The following is an 18500-nucleotide window of genomic DNA, read 5'->3' as shown; positions in this document are numbered from 1 at the left end:
TACGGTAACGTTCCGCGCGATGCGGCGGCATTCGAACGGCCACCGCACAGCAAGAGGCGGGACGGAAGCCGAGCCGAAGCCGCGTGACCGCCGCCTCGCGGCTCTAGGGGATCGATGACTGAGTATGGCCGGGGCCAAGGCTCCGAACCGTGGCATCCGGAGGACCCGTTGTACGGGGACGGCGGATGGGGAGGAGAGCAGGCCCACCAGGGTCAGCAGTCCCCCTACGGCGGCCAGCCACAGCACTATCCAGAGCAGCCGCAGCAGCCGCAGTACGGCGACTGGGGCACCGGTGAGCAGGCCGGATACGGTCAGGCGCAGCAGCAGTACCCGTACGACCAGCAGCAGTACGCGGCACAGGCCCACGGCCATCAGCAGCAGTACCCGGGGCAGGGAAACCAGGGGCACCAGCAGGACCAGGGATACCAGGACCAGGGGTACCAGCAGGACCAGGGGTACCACCAGCAGCAGTACGACAACGGCGGCTGGGCCACCGGCCCGCACCAGCAGGTCTCGTATCCCGGCGACCCCGCCGACCCGTACGGTCAGCAAACCGGTGCCTACGGCCAGGGCCAGTCCGACTACTACGGCACGCCCGAGGCGTACCCGCCACCGGAGCCGCCCGGGCGGCGGCGGGCCGAGCCGGAGCCGGAGCCGGAACCGGAGACCGACTGGGACCCCGGCCCCGACCAGGGCGAACACGCCTTCTTCGCGGGCGGCGACGACGATGACGACGGCGACGAGCCGGGCGACCGCCGACGGCGCGACGACCAGCGAGGACGCGGCGGCAAGCCCAAGAAGCGCCGCAACGGAACGGCCTGTCTGGTGGTCGTCCTGGTCCTCGGCGGCGGCCTGGCGGGCGTCAGCTACTTCGGCTACCAGTTCTTCCAGGATCGTTTCGGCGACGCGCCGGACTACGCGGGTGACGGCAACGGGCAGGAGGTGTCCGTCGAGATCCCCGAGGGAGCGCTCGGCTACAAGATCGGCCAGGTGCTGAAGGACGCAGGGGTCGTCAAGAGCGTCGACGCGTTCGTCGCCGCCCAGGAGGGCAATCCGCAGGGCAAGACCATCCAGGACGGCGTGTACACGCTGCAAAAGCAAATGTCGGCCGACAGTGCGGTCGAACTGATGCTCAGCCCGGAGAGCCGCGACAACCTGATCATCGCCGAGGGCAAGCGCAACGCCGACATCTACCGGCTCATCGACAAGCGGCTCGAGGTCAAGGACGGCACCACCGCCGCGGTCGCCAAGAAGGACTGGAAGAAGCTCGGCCTGCCCGACTGGGCGCTCGGCCACGAGAACGTCAAGGACCCGCTGGAAGGGTTCCTCTACCCCTCCAGCTACGGCATCGCCAAGGGCGAGAAGCCCGAGGGCGTGCTCAAAGACATGGTGACCCGGGCCACCCAGACGTACGAGAAGCTCGGCGTGGAGAAGAAGGCCCAGAGCCTCGGACTCGAAGACCCCTGGCAGCTGATCACCGTCGCGAGCCTGGCCCAGGCCGAGGGCACGAGCCACGACGACTTCCGCAAGATGGCCGAGGTCGTCTACAACCGCATGAAGCCGGGGAACCCGCAGACCAACGGCATGCTGGAGTTCGACTCCACCTACAACTACATCAAGAACCAGAGCAAGATCGATCTGAGTCTGAGCGAGCTGCGGAACTACGACAACCCGTACAACACGTACTTCCACAAGGGCCTGCCGCCCGGACCGATCGACAACCCTGGCGAGGAAGCGCTCAAGGGCGCCCTCAACCCGACGAAGGACGGTTGGTACTACTTCATCTCGCTGGACGGCAAGACCAGTGAGTTCACCAAGACCAACGCGGAGCACCAGAAGCTGGTCGACAAGTTCAACGCCTCGCGGAACAACTGATCGCGGAACTACTGATCGCGGAATTACTGAGGAAGACCTGATGGCCGCACCCCGCCGAGCCGCCGTTCTCGGCTCCCCGATCGCCCACTCGCTCTCCCCGGTCCTGCACCGCGCGGCATACGAGGAGTTGGGGCTGACCGGCTGGACGTACGAGAGGTTCGAGGTCGACGAGGCCGCGCTGCCCGGGTTCTTCGAGACACTCGGACCCGAATGGGCGGGGCTCTCGCTGACCATGCCGCTGAAGAGGGCCGTGATCCCTCTGCTCGACGGGATCAGCGAGACCGCGGCCTCCGTCGATGCGGTCAACACGGTCGTCCTCACCCCGGACGGCCGCCGGACCGGCGACAACACCGACGTCCCCGGTATGGTCGCGGCTTTGCGCGAGCACGGCATCGACAAGGTCGAGGCCGCCGCGATCCTGGGCGCGGGCGCCACCGCCTCGTCCGCACTGGCCGCGCTGTCCCGGGTCTGTCCGGGCGAGATCTCCGTGTACGTGCGCAGCGAGGCCCGGGCCGCCGAGATGCGGCAGTGGGCCGAGCGGCTGGAGATCTCGGTGCGCATCGCCGACTGGGCGGACGCCGAGCAGGCGCTGCACGCCCCGCTGGTGATCAGCACCACGCCGGCGGGTGTCACCGACGGCCTCGCCCGATGCGTCCCGGAGCGCCCGACGGCCCTGTTCGACGTGCTCTACGACCCCTGGCCGACCGTCCTCGCCGCCCGCTGGTCGGCGTACGGCGGCGCGGTCGTCAGCGGCCTCGACCTGCTGGTGCACCAGGCCGTCCTGCAGGTCGAGCAGATGACGGGGCGGGCCCCGGCTCCGCTGGACGCCATGCGAAAAGCGGGCGAGCGCGCTCTGGCGGCCCGATAAGATCCGCTCTCGGTTCCGCAGGGGGCGGAACAGGGGAGGGGAGAACCAGCCATGTCCGCCGGCATGTCTCAGGCGTCCGTCAAGTCCCAGATATTCGAGTCCCTGCTGGGATTCCTGCCCGACTGGGTGCAGATCACGGTGCTCGCCCTGATCGTGCTCGCGGTCCTCGCGACCTGGGTGGTCAAGATCAAGCGCAAGATCGCCTACCGGCGGGCCGTGCGGAGCGGCGTGTCCGTCCACGCGGCGGCTCAGTACGGGCAGGGACGCGGAGCGGACTACCTGGGGGAGTACGCACCGCAGCAGGCGCAGCAGCAGGGCAGCGGAGCCGACCATCTGGGCGCCTACGCGCCGCAGCAGACGCAGACCGCGCAGCAGCAGAGCGGCGCGGACTTCCTGGGCGCGTACGCGCCGCAGCAGCAGACCGGCGGCCCGGCGTCGTCCGCCTGATGGACCGGCGGCCGGGCCCACGCTCCGGACGTGGGAGGATCGTAGGCGGCGGACTGGGGCCGCGCACCCGGTCAGGCCGTCGCCGTACGCGAGGACCTGCGTACGCTGGGCAGTAGGCAGGTCGCGAACACTGAGGAGCACCGTTGAGCAGGTTGCGCTGGCTGACCGCGGGGGAATCCCACGGTCCCGCACTCGTCGCGACGCTGGAGGGTCTTCCCGCCGGCGTGCCGATCACCACGGACATGGTGGCGGACCATCTCGCGAGGCGGCGCCTGGGCTATGGGCGCGGTGCCCGGATGAAGTTCGAGCGGGACGAGATCACCTTCCTCGGCGGCGTCCGGCACGGCCTCAGCCTCGGCTCCCCGGTCGCGATCATGGTGGGCAACACCGAGTGGCCGAAGTGGGAACAGGTCATGGCGGCCGACCCGGTCGACCCGGAGATCCTCGACGGCCTCGCCCGCAACGCGCCGCTGACCCGGCCCAGGCCCGGCCACGCCGACCTCGCCGGTATGCAGAAGTACGGCTTCGACGAGGCCCGGCCGATCCTGGAGCGCGCCTCCGCGCGGGAGACCGCGGCCCGGGTGGCCCTCGGCGCGGTGGCCCGGTCGTACCTGAAGGAGACGACCGGCATCGAGATCGTCTCCCACGTGGTGGAGCTCGCGGCCGCGAAGGCGCCGTACGGCGTGTACCCGACGCCCGCGGACGTGGAGAAGCTGGACGCGGACCCGGTGCGCTGCCTGGACGCCGACGCGTCGAAGGCGATGGTCGCCGAGATCGACCAGGCCCACAAGGACGGCGACACCCTCGGCGGCGTGGTCGAGGTGCTGGCGTACGAGGTGCCGGTCGGCCTCGGTTCGCACGTGCACTGGGACCGCCGGCTGGACGCCCGTCTCGCCGCCGCTCTGATGGGCATCCAGGCGATCAAGGGAGTCGAGGTCGGCGACGGCTTCGACCTGGCACGCGTCCCCGGCTCCAAGGCACACGACGAGATCGTCACGACCCCCGAGGGCATCCGGCGGACGTCCGGCCGCTCCGGCGGCACCGAGGGCGGGCTGTCCACGGGTGAGCTGCTGCGCGTGCGGGCCGCGATGAAGCCGATCGCGACCGTGCCGCGGGCGCTGAAGACGGTGGACGTCGTCACCGGCGAGGCCACGGCCGCCCACCACCAGCGTTCCGACGTGTGCGCGGTGCCGGCCGCCGGCATCGTCGCCGAGGCGATGGTCGCCCTGGTCCTCGCGGACGCGGTCGCGGAGAAGTTCGGCGGCGACAACGTGGCCGAGACCCGCCGCAACGTCCGGTCCTACCTCGACAACCTGGCCATCCGATGAGCCCGCTGATCGTGCTGGTCGGCCCGATGGGCGTGGGCAAGTCCACCGTCGGGCAGCTGCTGGCCGAGCGGCTCGGAACCGGCTACCGGGACACCGACGACGACATCGTCGCCGCGCAAGGCCGGACGATCGCCGAGATCTTCGTCGAGGAGGGCGAGTCCGCCTTCCGCGCGATCGAGAAGCAGGCCGTGCACGAGGCACTGGCCGGGCACGACGGTGTGCTGGCGCTGGGCGGCGGCGCCGTCCTCGACCCGGACACCCGCGCACTGCTCGCGGGGCAGCGGGTGGTGTACCTGTCGATGGACGTCGAAGAGGCGGTCAAGCGCACCGGCCTCAACGCGGCCCGGCCGCTGCTCGCCATCAATCCGCGCAAGCAGTGGCGCGAGCTGATGGAGGCCCGCCGGCACCTCTACGAGGAGGTCGCCACGGCCGTGGTCGCCACCGACGGCCGCACCCCCGAAGAGGTCACCCGAGCAGCCCTGGACGCAGTGGAGTTGAAGGAAGCATGAGTGAGGCAGTGACCCGGATCCAGGTCGGCGGCACGGCGGGCACCGAGCCCTACGAGGTCCTCGTGGGCCGGCAACTCCTCGGCGAACTGCCCGGGTTGATCGGCGGCAAGGCCAAGCGGGTCGCCATCGTCCACCCCGAGGCACTGGCCGAGACCGGTGACGCCCTGCGCGCCGACCTGGCCGGGCAGGGCTACGAGGCGGTCGCCATCCAGGTGCCCAACGCTGAGGAGGCCAAGACCGCCGAGGTCGCCGCCTACTGCTGGAAGGCGCTGGGCCAGTCCGGGTTCACCCGGACGGACGTCATCATCGGTGTCGGCGGCGGCGCGACCACGGACCTGGCCGGGTTCGTGGCCGCCACCTGGCTGCGCGGGGTGCGCTGGATCGCGATCCCGACCACCGTGCTCGCCATGGTCGACGCGGCCGTCGGCGGCAAGACCGGCATCAACACCGCCGAGGGCAAGAACCTGGTCGGTGCCTTCCACCCGCCCGCGGGCGTCCTCTGCGACCTCGCGGCGCTGGACTCCCTCCCGGTCAACGACTACGTCTCCGGGCTCGCGGAGGTCATCAAGGCCGGCTTCATCGCCGACCCGGTGATCCTCGACCTCATCGAGTCCGACCCCGAGGCGGCCCGCACCCCGGGCGGCCCGCACACCGCCGAGCTCATCGAGCGCTCCATCCGGGTCAAGGCCGACGTGGTGTCGTCCGACCTGAAGGAGTCCGGCCTGCGCGAGATCCTCAACTACGGCCACACGCTCGGCCACGCCATCGAGAAGAACGAGCGCTACAAGTGGCGGCACGGCGCGGCGGTCTCGGTGGGCATGCACTTCGCCGCCGAACTCGGCCGCCTGGCAGGCCGGCTGGACGACGCGACGGCCGACCGCCACCGCACCGTCCTCGAAGCCGTCGGGCTGCCGCTGCACTACCGGCACGACCAGTGGCCCAAGCTGCTGGAGACCATGAAGGTCGACAAGAAGTCGCGCGGCGACCTGCTGCGCTTCATCGTCCTCGACGGTCTGGCCAAGCCCACCGTTCTGGAGGGACCCGACCCGGCCGTGCTGCTCGCCGCGTACGGCGAAGTCGGACAGTAAGTACCCAGGCGCGCCTTCCGCCCGAAATCACCTTACGGGGCCGGGCACTTCGGACCGCCCCAGGCCGTTCACACAACACCGGCCGGGGGCGGTACCGTTCGGTAGCAGCGGGTTCCGCCCCCGCTGTTCAGCGCCCATCGCCTGTACGAGACGGAGTGGCACCGGATGCAGCACGCAGTGGGTTCTCCGCTGCCGCCGCCCCATCAGCCGGGGCACGGACCGGCCGTCGGCTGGTCGCCGGCCGCACACCACCCGGGGTCGCACCACCCGGGTGCCCATCAGGGCTCCGTGCCCGTGCCCCCGCCGCCCCCGGCGCCCGGTTATCCCGTGCCCCCGCCCGGGCCGGCCGCGCCCCCGCCGCAGGCCTCTGTTCCTCCGCCGCCGGACACCACCGGCCATGTGCCGCTGCCGCCCGGCGGTCCGGTCGCCATGCCCAGCCCCCCGCCCGCGGCGGCGGTTCCCGACCCGGCCGGTACGACGCTCGCCGTGCTGCTCATCGGGCCCGCTGGTGCCGGGAAGACCAGTGTCGCCAAGTACTGGGCGGACCATCGCCGGGTCCCGACGGCGCACATCAGCCTCGACGACGTACGCGAGTGGGTCCGCTCGGGCTTCGCCGACCCCCAGTCCGGGTGGAACGACAACTCCGAGGCGCAGTACCGCCTCGCCCGCCGCACCTGCGGTTTCGCCGCGCGGAACTTCCTGGCCAACGGCATCTCCTGCATCCTCGACGACGCGGTCTTTCCCGACCGGCCCGTCGTCGGCCTCGGCGGCTGGAAGCGGCACGTCGGGCCCGGCCTGCTGCCGGTCGTCCTCCTTCCCGGGCTGGACATCGTCCTGGAACGCAACGCGGAGCGCTCGGGCAATCGGCGGCTGACCGACGAGGAGGTCGCCCGGATCCATGGGCGGATGGCCGGGTGGTACGGGTCCGGTCTGCCGATCATCGACAACTCGCAGCTGGATGTGCCGGAGACGGCGCGGGTGCTGGACGATGTGCTGGCCAGGTCGATCGCGAGTCCGCCGCAGTGGTAGTCGGCGTGGGGTCGGTGCGGTAACCGGCGTTTCCGGTGCCCTGAGCGTCGGTGCTGAGGCCGGGGCGTCGCGCAGCCCGGCGCGACGGGGTGCCGCTTCTTTGGGACGGGTGCCGCCCTGGGGGTACCTCCCAGGCCCTTAAGGCACTGGGGGAGGCACGATTGCCCGCAGCTCAGGGCGCGTGCCCGCAGCGGCCCGGCCCACCACCCGCGCGCAGGCGTACCGCCCAGCCCCCGCGGACAACCCCCACTCGGCCCTCCCGACCGGCGGCATCCCCCCGGCGCTCGTAGGCTCGGGTCATGTCAGAGGTGTACGCGGCCCGCCGGACGCGTCTGAGGGAATACTGCAACGCGGGCGGCAGCGCGGCGGCGCTGGTCTCCCGCCCCGCCAATGTGCGCTATCTCGCGGGCGCCGCCCCGCACGGCGCCGTTCTGCTGCTGGGCAAGACCGAGGACCTCCTGGTGTGTGCGGGCCCGACGGCCGACCGCCCCACGCAGGAGCGCCCCGACGAGGCCCTGCGCGTACAGGCCCTGCCCGGTGTCGGCGGAGGCGACCCGGCCGTCGCGGCCGCCGGTCTCGCCGCGGGCCAGGGTGCCGACTCCCTCGCCGTGGAGGAGCACCACCTCACCGTGGCCCGGCACCGCGCCCTCGGCTCGGTCGCCCCCGGGCTGCGCCTGGCCAACCTCGGCGGCGCGGTCGAGCAGCTCAGGGTCGTCAAGGACGAGGAGGAGATCTCCTGCCTCCGCATCGGCGCCGAGATCGCCGACCAGGCACTCGGCGAACTGCTGGAGTCCATCCTCGTCGGGCGGACCGAGCGCCATCTCGCCCTGGAGCTCGAAAGACGCCTCGTGGATCACGGGGCCGACGGACCGGCCTTCCCCACCTCCGTCGCCACGGGTCCGAACGCCGGACGGCCCGGGCACCGGCCCACCGACCGCCGCGTCGAGGAGGGCGACTTCCTCTCGGTCTGCCTCGGCGCGACGTACCGCGGCTACCGCTGCGAGATCGGCCGTACCTTCGTCATCGGCACCGCTCCCGCGGACTGGCAGATCGAGCTGTACGACCTGGTCTTCGCGGCGCAGCGCGCCGGACGTGAGAGCCTGGTACCCGGTGCCGCCTGCCGGGACGTCGACCGCGCGGCCCGCCAGGTGCTGGACTCCGCGGGGTACACGGAGGGCCTCACGGCCCTGACCGGACACGGGGTGGGGCTCGAAATCGACGAGGACCCTCAATTGAGTCCCGCGGCCATGGGTAAACTGGACGCTTGCGTGCCGGTCACCGTCGAACCTGGGGTCCACCTCCCGGGACGGGGCGGTGTCCGGATCGATGACACGCTCGTCGTCCGCCCCGAGGCGGATGGCGGACCCGAGCTACTCACCATCACGACCAAGGAGCTGCTCGCCCTGTAGGCAGGTGCGTGCCCCGGGGTCGTACGTCAGTCCAGGAGATTCCGCAACCGTGGCTTCCACGAACGACCTCAAGAACGGCATGGTGCTCAAGCTCGAAGGCGGCCAGCTCTGGTCCGTCGTCGAGTTCCAGCACGTCAAGCCCGGCAAGGGCCCGGCCTTCGTGCGCACCAAGCTCAAGAACGTGCTCTCCGGCAAGGTCGTCGACAAGACCTTCAACGCCGGCGTCAAGGTCGAAACGGCCACCGTCGACAAGCGCGACATGCAGTTCTCCTACATGGACGGCGACTACTTCGTCTTCATGGACATGGAGACCTACGACCAGCTCATGGTCGACCGCAAGGCCGTCGGCGACGCCGCCAACTTCCTGATCGAGGGCTTCACGGCCACGGTCGCCCAGCACGAGGGCGAGGTGCTCTTCGTCGAGCTGCCGGCCGCCGTCGAGCTGGTCGTCCAGGAGACCGAGCCGGGCGTCCAGGGCGACCGGTCCACCGGCGGCACCAAGCCCGCCACGCTGGAGACCGGTCACCAGATCCAGGTCCCGCTCTTCATCACCACCGGTGAGAAGATCAAGGTCGACACCCGCACCAGCGACTACCTCGGCCGGGTGAACAGCTAACCGTGGCTGCCCGCAACACGGCCCGCAAGCGCGCCTTCCAGATCCTCTTCGAGGGCGACCAGCGCGGCGCCGAGGTCCTGACCGTCCTCGCCGACTGGGTCCGGCTCTCCCGGGCCGACACCCGGCAGCCGCCGGTGAGCGAGTACACGATGGAGCTGGTCGAGGGCTACGCGCAGCGCGCGAAGCGCATCGACGAGCTGCTCGCCCAGTACTCGGTCGGCTGGACGCTCGACAGGATGCCGGTCGTCGACCGCAACATCCTGCGGCTCGGCGCCTATGAGCTGATCTGGGTCGACGAGACCCCGGACGCCGTCGTCCTCGACGAGATGGTGCAGCTGGCGAAGGAATTCTCCACGGACGAGTCGCCCTCGTTCGTGAACGGCCTGCTCGGACGGCTGAAGGAGCTCAAGCCCTCGCTCCGTCGCGACGAAGTCTGAGACGACGAGTCTGAGGCAGACAGAACGCCGGAGGGCCCGCAGCGTGACTGCCGCGGGCCCTCCGGCGTTCCCGTACCTTCGAGGGCTGCCAGGCCCTCAGAAAGCCGCCGGGGTGGCCGGAACCATATGGTTCCGGCCACCCCGGCGGCACGTTTCTGCTGTCCCCCCCGAAGCGGTCAGGCCTCCTCGTGGGTGGCCACCGCGCGGCGCGCGTCCGCGTCCAGGACACCCCAGCTGATCAGCTGCTCGGTGAGGACCGAAGGCGACTGGTCGTAGATGACGGCGAGTGTGCGCAGGTCGTCCTGGCGGATCGAGAGCACCTTGCCGTTGTAGTCACCGCGCTGCGACTGGATCGTGGCCGCGTAGCGCTGAAGGGGGCCCGCCTTCTCGGCCGGCACCGGGGCCAGCCGCTCCAGGTCCAGGACCAGCTTCGGCGGCGGCTCGGCGGCGCCGCCCGGGGTGGTGCCCGGGAGCAGCTCCTGCACCGGAACGCCGTAGAAATCCGCCAGCTCGGCAAGGCGCTGCACGGTCACGGCACGGTCGCCGCGCTCGTACGAACCGACCACGACCGCCTTCCAGCGTCCCTGGGACTTCTCCTCGACACCGTGGAGGGAAAGGCCCTGCTGGGTGCGGATCGCCCGGAGCTTGGCCCCGAGCTGTTTGGCGTATTCGCTGGACATATAGCTCCCCGGCACTGTGTCGACGCGTCTGGCGTGGGTGCCAGGCCGCGCGGCTGGTAACTCACTGTGAGGTTACGCAGCGTTACTCTGCCGCGTCAAGCCGAATGGTCCGCACCGACTCTTCCGTGGTATCAGCACTCTGTTAGGCCGAGTGGGTGATCCGAGGGGGCCGTCCGGGCGGCGGCGAGGGCCTGCTACCGTGGATGGCGCAATCCCGACGTCCTTTAAGGTCCGTCCCGTGAGGCGGAGAAGGAGGTCCGTTTCGTATGGACACGCACGACTCGCAGTCCGATGCCCGGCCCGTTCTCGAAGGGCCCGACATCGCACGGGTACTGACCCGCATCGCCCACGAGATCGTCGAACGCGCAAAGGGCGCCGACGACGTGGTGCTCCTCGGCATTCCGACCCGGGGCGTCTTCCTCGCCCGGCGGATCGCCGACAAGCTCGAGCAGATCACCGAGCGCAAGGTTCCGTGCGGCTCGCTCGACATCACCATGTACCGCGACGACCTGCGCATGCACCCGCCGCGTGCGCTGGCCCGCACCGAGATCCCCGGTGACGGCATCGACGGCAAGCTCGTCGTCCTCGTCGACGACGTCCTCTTCTCCGGCCGCACCATCCGCGCCGCCCTCGACGCCCTGAACGACATCGGGCGCCCCCGCGCGGTGCAGCTCGCGGTCCTCGTCGACCGCGGCCACCGCGAACTGCCCATCCGCGCCGACTACGTCGGCAAGAACCTCCCCACGTCGTTGCGGGAGACGGTCAAGGTCCAGCTCGCCGAGGAGGACGGTCGCGACACCGTGCTGCTCGGCGCCAAGCAGACCGCCCAGTAGCGCTCCAGGCGCACGCCGCCGTCGTACGCCGGCTCGGTGCGCCCTCGCGCGCCCGTCTGCCCCATTTCTCCAGCTTGAACTGCCTTACGGAGCCTGACAGATGCAGCGTCATCTCATCTCGGCCGCCGACCTCACCCGCGACGACGCCGTCCTGATCCTCGACACCGCCGAGGAGATGGCCCGGGTCGCAGACCGGCCGATCAAGAAGCTGCCGACCCTGCGCGGCCGCACGATCGTCAACCTCTTCTTCGAGGACTCCACCCGCACCCGGATCTCCTTCGAGGCCGCCGAGAAGCGGCTGTCCGCGGACGTCATCAACTTCTCCGCCAAGGGTTCGAGCGTGTCCAAGGGCGAGTCCCTGAAGGACACGGCCCAGACCCTGGAGGCCATGGGCGTCGACGCCGTGGTCATCCGGCACGGCGCCTCCGGAGCCCCGTACCGCCTGGCGAACTCCGGCTGGATCGACGCGGCCGTCGTCAACGCAGGCGACGGCACCCACCAGCACCCCACCCAGGCCCTGCTGGACGCCTTCACCATGCGCCGCCGCCTGATCGGCCCGGACGCCGGGATCGGCCAGGACCTCGAAGGCAGGCGCATCACCATCGTCGGCGACGTCCTGCACAGCCGGGTCGCCCGCTCCAACGTCGACCTGCTGCACACCCTCGGCGCCGAGGTCACCCTCGTCGCCCCGCCGACCCTGGTGCCCGTCGGCATCGAGAGCTGGCCCTGCGAGGTGTCGTACGACCTCGACAGCACGCTGCCCAAGTCCGACGCGGTGATGATGCTGCGCGTCCAGCGCGAGCGCATGAACGCCGCGTTCTTCCCGACCGAGCGCGAGTACTCCCGGCGCTACGGCCTCGACGGCGACCGCATGGCGCGGATGCCCGAGCACGCCGTCGTGATGCACCCCGGCCCGATGGTCCGCGGCATGGAGATCACCGCCGAGGTCGCCGACTCCGACCGCTGCACCGTCGTCGAGCAGGTCGCGAACGGAGTCTCCATCCGGATGGCCGTCCTGTACCTGCTGCTGGGCGGAAACGAACCCGCCGTCACCCAGACCCGTACCGAGGAGAAGTAAGACAGATGAGCAAGATCCTGATCCGTGGTGCGAAGGTGCTGGGCGGCGAGCCGCAGGACGTGCTGATCGACGGCGGGACGATCGCGGAGGTCGGCAGCGGGCTGTCCGCCGAGGGCGCGGAGATCGTCGAGGCCGAGGGCAAGGTGCTGCTGCCGGGCCTGGTCGACCTGCACACCCATCTGCGCGAGCCGGGCCGCGAGGACTCCGAGACCGTCCTCACCGGCACGCGCGCGGCGGCGAGCGGCGGCTACACCACCGTGTTCGCCATGGCCAACACCTTCCCGGTCGCCGACACCGCCGGTGTCGTCGAGCAGGTCTGGCGGCTCGGCAAGGAGCACGGCTACTGCGACGTTCAGCCGATCGGGGCCGTCACCGTCGGCCTGGAGGGCCGCAAGCTCGCCGAGCTGGGCGCCATGCACGAGTCGGCCGCCGGGGTCACCGTCTTCTCCGACGACGGCAAGTGCGTCCATGACGCGGTGATCATGCGCCGGGCCCTGGAGTACGTGAAGGCCTTCGGCGGTGTCGTCGCGCAGCACGCGCAGGAGCCGCGGCTGACCGAGGGCGCCGAGATGAACGAGGGCGTCGTCTCCGCCGAACTCGGGCTCGGGGGCTGGCCCGCGGTGGCCGAAGAATCGATCATCGCCCGGGATGTCCTGCTCGCCGACCACGTCGGCTCCCGCGTCCACATCTGCCACCTGTCGACCGCCGGGTCCGTCGAGATCGTCCGCTGGGCCAAGTCCCGCGGCATCGCCGTCACCGCCGAGGTCACCCCCCACCACCTCCTCCTCACCGACGAGCTGGTCCGCACGTACAACCCCGTCTTCAAGGTCAACCCGCCGCTGCGCACCGAGCGCGACGTGATGGCCCTGCGCGAGGCGCTCGCCGACGGCACGATCGACATCGTCGCCACCGACCACGCCCCGCACCCGCACGAGGACAAGGACTGCGAGTGGGCCGCGGCCGCCATGGGCATGGTCGGCCTGGAGACCGCGTTGTCAGTGGTGCAGGAGACCATGGTCGACACGGGTCTGCTGGACTGGGCCGGCGTCGCCGACCGTATGTCCTTCAAGCCCGCGCAGATCGGACAGGCCAAGGGCCACGGCCGTCCCGTCTCGGCAGGTGAGCCCGCCAACCTCACCCTCGTCGACACGGCATACCGTGGCTCTGTGGACCCCGCGGGCTTCGCCTCGCGCAGCCGCAACACCCCCTACGAGGGTCGTGAGCTGCCGGGCCGTGTGACGCACACGTGGCTGCGGGGCAAGGCCACGCTCGTCGACGGGAAGCTCACGTGACACCTGTACTTTTGCTGGCCGCCGAGAAGGAATCGGCGCAAGTGACCGACTGGGCCGCCCGCATCGGCTGGGTCGTCGGCCTCGCCCTGTTCGTCGCGCTCGTCTACTGGCTGATGCGCGAGGGCTGGAAGTGGCGCGGCACGCTCCAGGGCGACCTGCCCGAGCTGCCCACCACCCCGGACGAGACGGGCCCGGAGCGCCTCGCCATGAGCGGCCGCTACCACGGCTCCACCACCGCCGGACAGTGGCTCGACCGCATCGTCGCGCACGGCCTGGGCACCCGCAGCCGCACCGAGCTGACTCTCACGGACGCCGGACTGGACGTCGTACGCCCCGGGGCGAACGACTTCTTCGTCCCGGCCGCACAGCTGCGCGAGGCCCGGCTCGACAAGGGCATCGCCGGCAAGGTGCTCACCGAGGGCGGCCTGCTCGTCGTCACCTGGGAGCACGGCGACAAGCTGATCGACTCCGGCTTCCGCTCCGACCACGCGGCCGAACACAACGAGTGGGTCGAGGCCATCAACTCCATGATCGAAACGAACAGCAGGGAAGGCGCCGAACGATGACCACCTCCACCAGGGGAGCCGCCAAAACTCCCGCCGTACTCGTCCTGGAGGACGGCCGGGTCTTCCGCGGCCGTGCCTACGGGGCCGTGGGGGAGACCTTCGGCGAAGCGGTGTTCTCCACCGGCATGACCGGCTACCAGGAGACCCTCACCGACCCGTCGTACCACCGCCAGGTCGTGGTGATGACCGCCCCGCACGTCGGCAACACCGGCGTCAACGACGAGGACATGGAGTCCAAGAGGATCTGGGTCTCCGGCTACGTCGTGCGCGACCCCGCGCGCGTGCCGTCCAACTGGCGCTCCCGGCGCTCGCTGGACGAGGAGCTGGCGGCGCAGGGCGTCGTCGGCATCTCCGGTATCGACACCCGCGCCCTCACCCGCCACCTGCGCGAGCGCGGCGCGATGCGCGTCGGCATCTTCAGCGGCGACGCCGTCCGGGACGACAGCGCACTCCTCGCGCGCGTGCAGGAAGCCCCGCAGATGAAGGGCGCGAACCTCTCAGCGGAGGTCGCCACCACCGAGCCGTACGTCGTCCCCGCGATCGGCGAGAAGAGGTTCACCGTCGCCGCCGTCGACCTCGGCATCAAGGGCATGACCCCGCACCGCATGGCCGAGCGCGGCATCGAGGTGCACGTGCTCCCGGCGACCGCGACCGTCGAGGACGTCTACGCGGTGAACCCGGACGGCGTGTTCTTCTCCAACGGCCCGGGCGACCCGGCCACCGCCGACCACCCCGTCTCCGTCATGCAGGGCGTCCTGGAGCGCGGCACCCCGCTGTTCGGCATCTGCTTCGGCAACCAGATCCTGGGCCGCGCGCTCGGCTTCGGCACCTACAAGCTGAAGTACGGCCACCGCGGCATCAACCAGCCGGTGCAGGACCGTACGACCGGCAAGGTCGAGGTCACCGCGCACAACCACGGCTTCGCCGTCGACGCCCCGCTCGACCAGGTCTCCGAGACCCCGTTCGGCCGCGCCGAGGTGTCCCACGTCTGCCTGAACGACAACGTGGTGGAGGGGCTCCAGCTCCTCGACCGCCCCGCCTTCAGCGTCCAGTACCACCCCGAAGCGGCAGCCGGCCCGCACGACGCCGCCTACCTGTTCGACCGCTTCGTATCCCTGATGGAGGGCCAGCGTGCCTAAGCGCACCGATATCCAGTCCGTCCTGGTCATCGGCTCCGGCCCGATCGTCATCGGCCAGGCCGCCGAGTTCGACTACTCCGGCACCCAGGCGTGCCGCGTTCTGAAGGCCGAGGGCCTGCGGGTCGTCCTGGTGAACTCCAACCCGGCGACGATCATGACCGACCCGGAGATCGCCGACGCCACCTATGTCGAGCCGATCACCCCCGAGTTCGTCGAGAAGATCATCGCCAAGGAGCGCCCGGACGCGCTGCTGCCGACCCTGGGCGGCCAGACGGCCCTCAACACGGCGATCTCGCTGCACGAGAACGGCGTCCTGGACAAGTACGGCGTCGAGCTGATCGGCGCCAACGTCGAGGCGATCCACAAGGGCGAGGACCGCGACCAGTTCAAGGAGGTCGTGGAGGAGGTCCGCAAGAAGATCGGCCACGGCGAGTCGGCGCGGTCCTACATCTGCCACTCCATGGACGACGTCCTCAAGGGCGTCGAGGAACTCGGCGGCTACCCGGTCGTCGTCCGCCCCTCCTTCACCATGGGCGGCGCCGGATCCGGCTTCGCCCACGACGAGGAGGAGCTGCGCCGCATCGCCGGGCAGGGCCTCACGCTCTCGCCGACCACCGAGGTGCTCCTGGAGGAGTCCATCCTCGGCTGGAAGGAGTACGAGCTGGAGCTGATGCGCGACAAGCACGACAACGTCGTGGTCGTCTGCTCCATCGAGAACTTCGACCCCATGGGCGTGCACACCGGCGACTCGATCACCGTCGCGCCCGCGATGACGCTGACGGACCGCGAGTACCAGACCCTCCGTGACATCGGCATCGCCGTCATCCGTGAGGTCGGTGTCGACACCGGCGGCTGCAACATCCAGTTCGCGGTGAACCCCGAGGACGGCCGGGTCATCGTCATCGAGATGAACCCGCGCGTCTCGCGCTCCTCGGCCCTCGCCTCCAAGGCGACCGGCTTCCCGATCGCCAAGATCGCCGCCAAGCTCGCCGTCGGCTACACGCTGGACGAGATCCCGAACGACATCACGCAGGAGACCCCGGCCTCCTTCGAGCCGACGCTCGACTACGTGGTCGTGAAGGCCCCGCGCTTCGCCTTCGAGAAGTTCCCGAGCGCGGACTCCACCCTCACCACCACCATGAAGTCGGTCGGCGAGGCCATGGCCATCGGCCGCAACTTCACCGAGGCCTTCCAGAAGGCCCTGCGTTCGCTGGAGAAGAAGGGCAGCCAGTTCACCTTCGTCGGCGAACCCGGCGACAAGGACGAGCTGCTCCGCGAGGCCGTGCGCCCCACCGACGGCCGGATCAACACCGTCATGCAGGCCATCCGCGCGGGCGCCACGCCCGAGGAGGTCTTCGAGTACACGAAGATCGACCCCTGGTTCGTCGACCAGCTCTTCCTGATCAAGGAGATCGCGGACGAACTGGCCGAGGCCCCCGAGCTGACCACCGACCTGCTCGCCGAGGCCAAGCGGCACGGCTTCTCCGACACGCAGATCGGCGAGATCCGCGGCCTGCGCGAGGACGTCGTCCGCGAGGTCCGGCACGCGCTCGGCATCCGCCCGGTCTACAAGACGGTCGACACCTGCGCCGCCGAGTTCGCCGCGAAGACGCCGTACTTCTACTCCTCCTACGACGAGGAGACCGAGGTCGCGCCCCGCGAGAAGGCCGCCGTCATCATCCTGGGCTCCGGCCCGAACCGCATCGGCCAGGGCATCGAGTTCGACTACTCCTGCGTCCACGCCTCCTTCGCGCTGAGCGAAGCGGGCTACGAGACCGTGATGGTCAACTGCAACCCTGAGACCGTCTCCACGGACTACGACACCTCCGACCGTCTGTACTTCGAGCCGCTGACGCTGGAAGACGTGCTGGAGATCGTCCACGCCGAGCAGCAGGCCGGGCCGGTCGCGGGCGTCATCGTCCAGCTCGGCGGCCAGACCCCGCTGGGCCTGTCGCAGGCGCTGAAGGACAACGGCGTGCCCATCGTCGGCACGTCCCCGGAGGCCATCCACGCCGCCGAGGACCGGGGTGCCTTCGGCCGGGTCCTCAAGGAGGCCGGCCTCCCGGCCCCCAAGCACGGCACCGCCACCACCTTCGCCGAGGCCAAGGCCATCGCCGACGAGATCGGCTACCCGGTCCTGGTGCGTCCCTCGTACGTCCTGGGCGGGCGCGGCATGGAGATCGTCTACGACGAGACCCGGCTGGGTTCCTACATCGCGGAGTCGACCGAGATCAGCCCCTCGCGGCCGGTCCTGGTCGACCGGTTCCTCGACGACGCGATCGAGATCGACGTGGACGCGCTCTACGACGGCGAGGAGCTCTACCTCGGTGGCGTCATGGAGCACATCGAGGAGGCCGGCATCCACTCCGGCGACTCGGCGTGCGCCCTGCCCCCGATCACGCTCGGCGGCTTCGACATCAAGCGTCTGCGCGCCTCCACGGAGGGCATCGCCAAGGGCGTCGGGGTGCGCGGCCTGATCAACATCCAGTTCGCGCTGGCGGGCGACATCCTCTACGTCCTGGAGGCCAACCCGCGCGCCTCCCGGACCGTCCCCTTCACCTCGAAGGCGACCGCGGTGCCGCTGGCCAAGGCCGCCGCGCGGATCTCGCTGGGCGCGACCATCGCGGAGCTGCGCGCCGAGGGCCTGCTGCCGGCCGACGGCGACGGCGGCGAGCTGCCGTTCGACGCGCCGATCTCCGTGAAGGAGGCCGTCATGCCGTGGTCGCGCTTCCGCGACATCCACGGCCGCGGCGTCGACACGGTCCTCGGCCCGGAGATGCGCTCGACCGGCGAGGTCATGGGCATCGACTCCGTCTTCGGCACGGCGTACGCCAAGTCGCAGGCGGGCGCCTACGGCCCGCTGCCCACCAAGGGCCGCGCCTTCATCTCGGTCGCCAACCGCGACAAGCGCTCGATGATCTTCCCGGCCCGCGAGCTCGTCGCCCACGGCTTCGAGCTGCTCGCCACCTCCGGCACGGCCGAGGTGCTCAAGCGCAACGGCATCAACGCCACGATCGTGCGCAAGCAGTCCGAGGGCACCGGCCCGAACGGCGAGAAGACCATCGTCCAGCTCATCCACGACGGCGAGGTCGACCTCATCGTCAACACCCCGTACGGCACCGGCGGCCGTCTCGACGGCTACGACATCCGTACGGCGGCCGTGGCGCGCTCCGTGCCGTGCCTGACGACGGTCCAGGCGCTCGCGGCGGCGGTCCAGGGCATCGACGCCCTCAACCGCGGCGACGTGAGCGTCCGATCGCTCCAGGAACACGCGGAACACCTGACCGCGGCCCGCGACTAGCAGCC

General features: G+C 70.6%; 17 protein-coding genes. 16 read left to right on the top strand and 1 reads right to left on the bottom strand.

Annotated elements, in window-relative coordinates:
• Positions 1-114 precede the first annotated feature (114 nt).
• The 10 genes from mltG to nusB all read left to right on the top strand — a co-directional run bounded on the left by mltG (position 115) and on the right by nusB (position 9606).
• Positions 115-1875 carry an endolytic transglycosylase MltG gene (gene mltG / locus CP976_RS08410; protein WP_150479778.1) on the top strand — a complete coding sequence of 587 codons (1761 nt, stop codon included), beginning with the start codon at positions 115-117 and terminating at the stop codon, positions 1873-1875.
• A gap of 40 nt (positions 1876-1915) precedes the next feature.
• Positions 1916-2743: a shikimate dehydrogenase gene (locus CP976_RS08405; protein WP_150479777.1), complete on the top strand. Its 828-nt coding sequence runs from the start codon at positions 1916-1918 to the stop codon at positions 2741-2743.
• A gap of 51 nt (positions 2744-2794) precedes the next feature.
• Positions 2795-3190 carry a hypothetical protein gene (locus CP976_RS08400; protein WP_150479776.1) on the top strand — a complete coding sequence of 132 codons (396 nt, stop codon included), beginning with the start codon at positions 2795-2797 and terminating at the stop codon, positions 3188-3190.
• A gap of 143 nt (positions 3191-3333) precedes the next feature.
• The gene (gene aroC / locus CP976_RS08395) at positions 3334-4518 is read left to right on the top strand and encodes a chorismate synthase (protein WP_150479775.1); all 1185 of its coding nucleotides are present in this window, start codon (positions 3334-3336) and stop codon (positions 4516-4518) included.
• Positions 4515-5027, top strand: a complete 513-nt coding sequence (locus CP976_RS08390) for a shikimate kinase (RefSeq protein ID WP_150479774.1) — start codon at positions 4515-4517, stop codon at positions 5025-5027. The genes aroC and CP976_RS08390 overlap by 4 nt, the downstream gene beginning before the upstream one ends.
• Positions 5024-6115, top strand: a complete 1092-nt coding sequence (gene aroB / locus CP976_RS08385; protein ID WP_150479773.1) for a 3-dehydroquinate synthase — start codon at positions 5024-5026, stop codon at positions 6113-6115. The genes CP976_RS08390 and aroB overlap by 4 nt, the downstream gene beginning before the upstream one ends.
• Before the next feature lie 165 nt (positions 6116-6280).
• Positions 6281-7144 carry a Pro-rich N-terminal domain-containing protein gene (locus CP976_RS08380; protein WP_150479772.1) on the top strand — a complete coding sequence of 288 codons (864 nt, stop codon included), beginning with the start codon at positions 6281-6283 and terminating at the stop codon, positions 7142-7144.
• Between the two features lie 299 nt (positions 7145-7443).
• A complete protein-coding gene (locus CP976_RS08375; protein ID WP_150479771.1) occupies positions 7444-8553 on the top strand; it encodes an aminopeptidase P family protein in 1110 nt (369 codons plus the stop codon).
• A 49-nt stretch (positions 8554-8602) separates the two neighbouring features.
• Positions 8603-9169 (top strand): elongation factor P, encoded by a 567-nt coding sequence (gene efp, locus CP976_RS08370; RefSeq protein ID WP_150479770.1) that lies wholly within the window; start codon positions 8603-8605, stop codon positions 9167-9169.
• A gap of 2 nt (positions 9170-9171) precedes the next feature.
• Positions 9172-9606 (top strand): transcription antitermination factor NusB, encoded by a 435-nt coding sequence (gene nusB / locus CP976_RS08365; RefSeq protein ID WP_150479769.1) that lies wholly within the window; start codon positions 9172-9174, stop codon positions 9604-9606.
• A gap of 176 nt (positions 9607-9782) precedes the next feature.
• Here nusB and bldD read toward each other — a convergent pair whose 3' ends face one another.
• Entirely contained in the window at positions 9783-10286 is a 504-nt protein-coding gene (gene bldD, locus CP976_RS08360) for a transcriptional regulator BldD (protein ID WP_150479768.1), read from the bottom strand.
• 266 nt (positions 10287-10552) lie between these two features.
• Between bldD and pyrR the strand changes: the two genes are divergently transcribed.
• The 6 genes from pyrR (at position 10553) to carB (ending at position 18495) form a co-directional block, all read left to right on the top strand.
• Positions 10553-11119, top strand: coding sequence for a bifunctional pyr operon transcriptional regulator/uracil phosphoribosyltransferase PyrR (gene pyrR, locus CP976_RS08355; RefSeq protein WP_059420843.1), 567 nt, complete (start codon positions 10553-10555; stop codon positions 11117-11119).
• Positions 11120-11219: 100 nt separating this feature from the next.
• Entirely contained in the window at positions 11220-12197 is a 978-nt protein-coding gene (locus tag CP976_RS08350; protein ID WP_150479767.1) for an aspartate carbamoyltransferase catalytic subunit, read from the top strand.
• 5 nt (positions 12198-12202) lie between these two features.
• Complete coding sequence (locus CP976_RS08345; RefSeq protein WP_150479766.1) at positions 12203-13489, top strand: dihydroorotase; 1287 nt, start codon at positions 12203-12205, stop codon at positions 13487-13489.
• Positions 13486-14055 carry a PH-like domain-containing protein gene (locus CP976_RS08340; RefSeq protein ID WP_150479765.1) on the top strand — a complete coding sequence of 190 codons (570 nt, stop codon included), beginning with the start codon at positions 13486-13488 and terminating at the stop codon, positions 14053-14055. The genes CP976_RS08345 and CP976_RS08340 overlap by 4 nt, the downstream gene beginning before the upstream one ends.
• Positions 14052-15194: a glutamine-hydrolyzing carbamoyl-phosphate synthase small subunit gene (gene carA, locus CP976_RS08335; protein ID WP_150479764.1), complete on the top strand. Its 1143-nt coding sequence runs from the start codon at positions 14052-14054 to the stop codon at positions 15192-15194. Before CP976_RS08340 ends, carA begins: the two co-directional genes overlap by 4 nt.
• Positions 15187-18495: a carbamoyl-phosphate synthase large subunit gene (carB, locus tag CP976_RS08330; protein WP_150479763.1), complete on the top strand. Its 3309-nt coding sequence runs from the start codon at positions 15187-15189 to the stop codon at positions 18493-18495. Before carA ends, carB begins: the two co-directional genes overlap by 8 nt.
• Positions 18496-18500 lie beyond the last annotated feature (5 nt).

It is taken from the genome of Streptomyces coeruleorubidus (assembly GCF_008705135.1).
GTDB lineage: Bacteria > Actinomycetota > Actinomycetes > Streptomycetales > Streptomycetaceae > Streptomyces > Streptomyces coeruleofuscus.
Note: the sequence above shows the minus strand (reverse complement) of the source record. Positions and strands in the feature narration are given on the sequence as shown.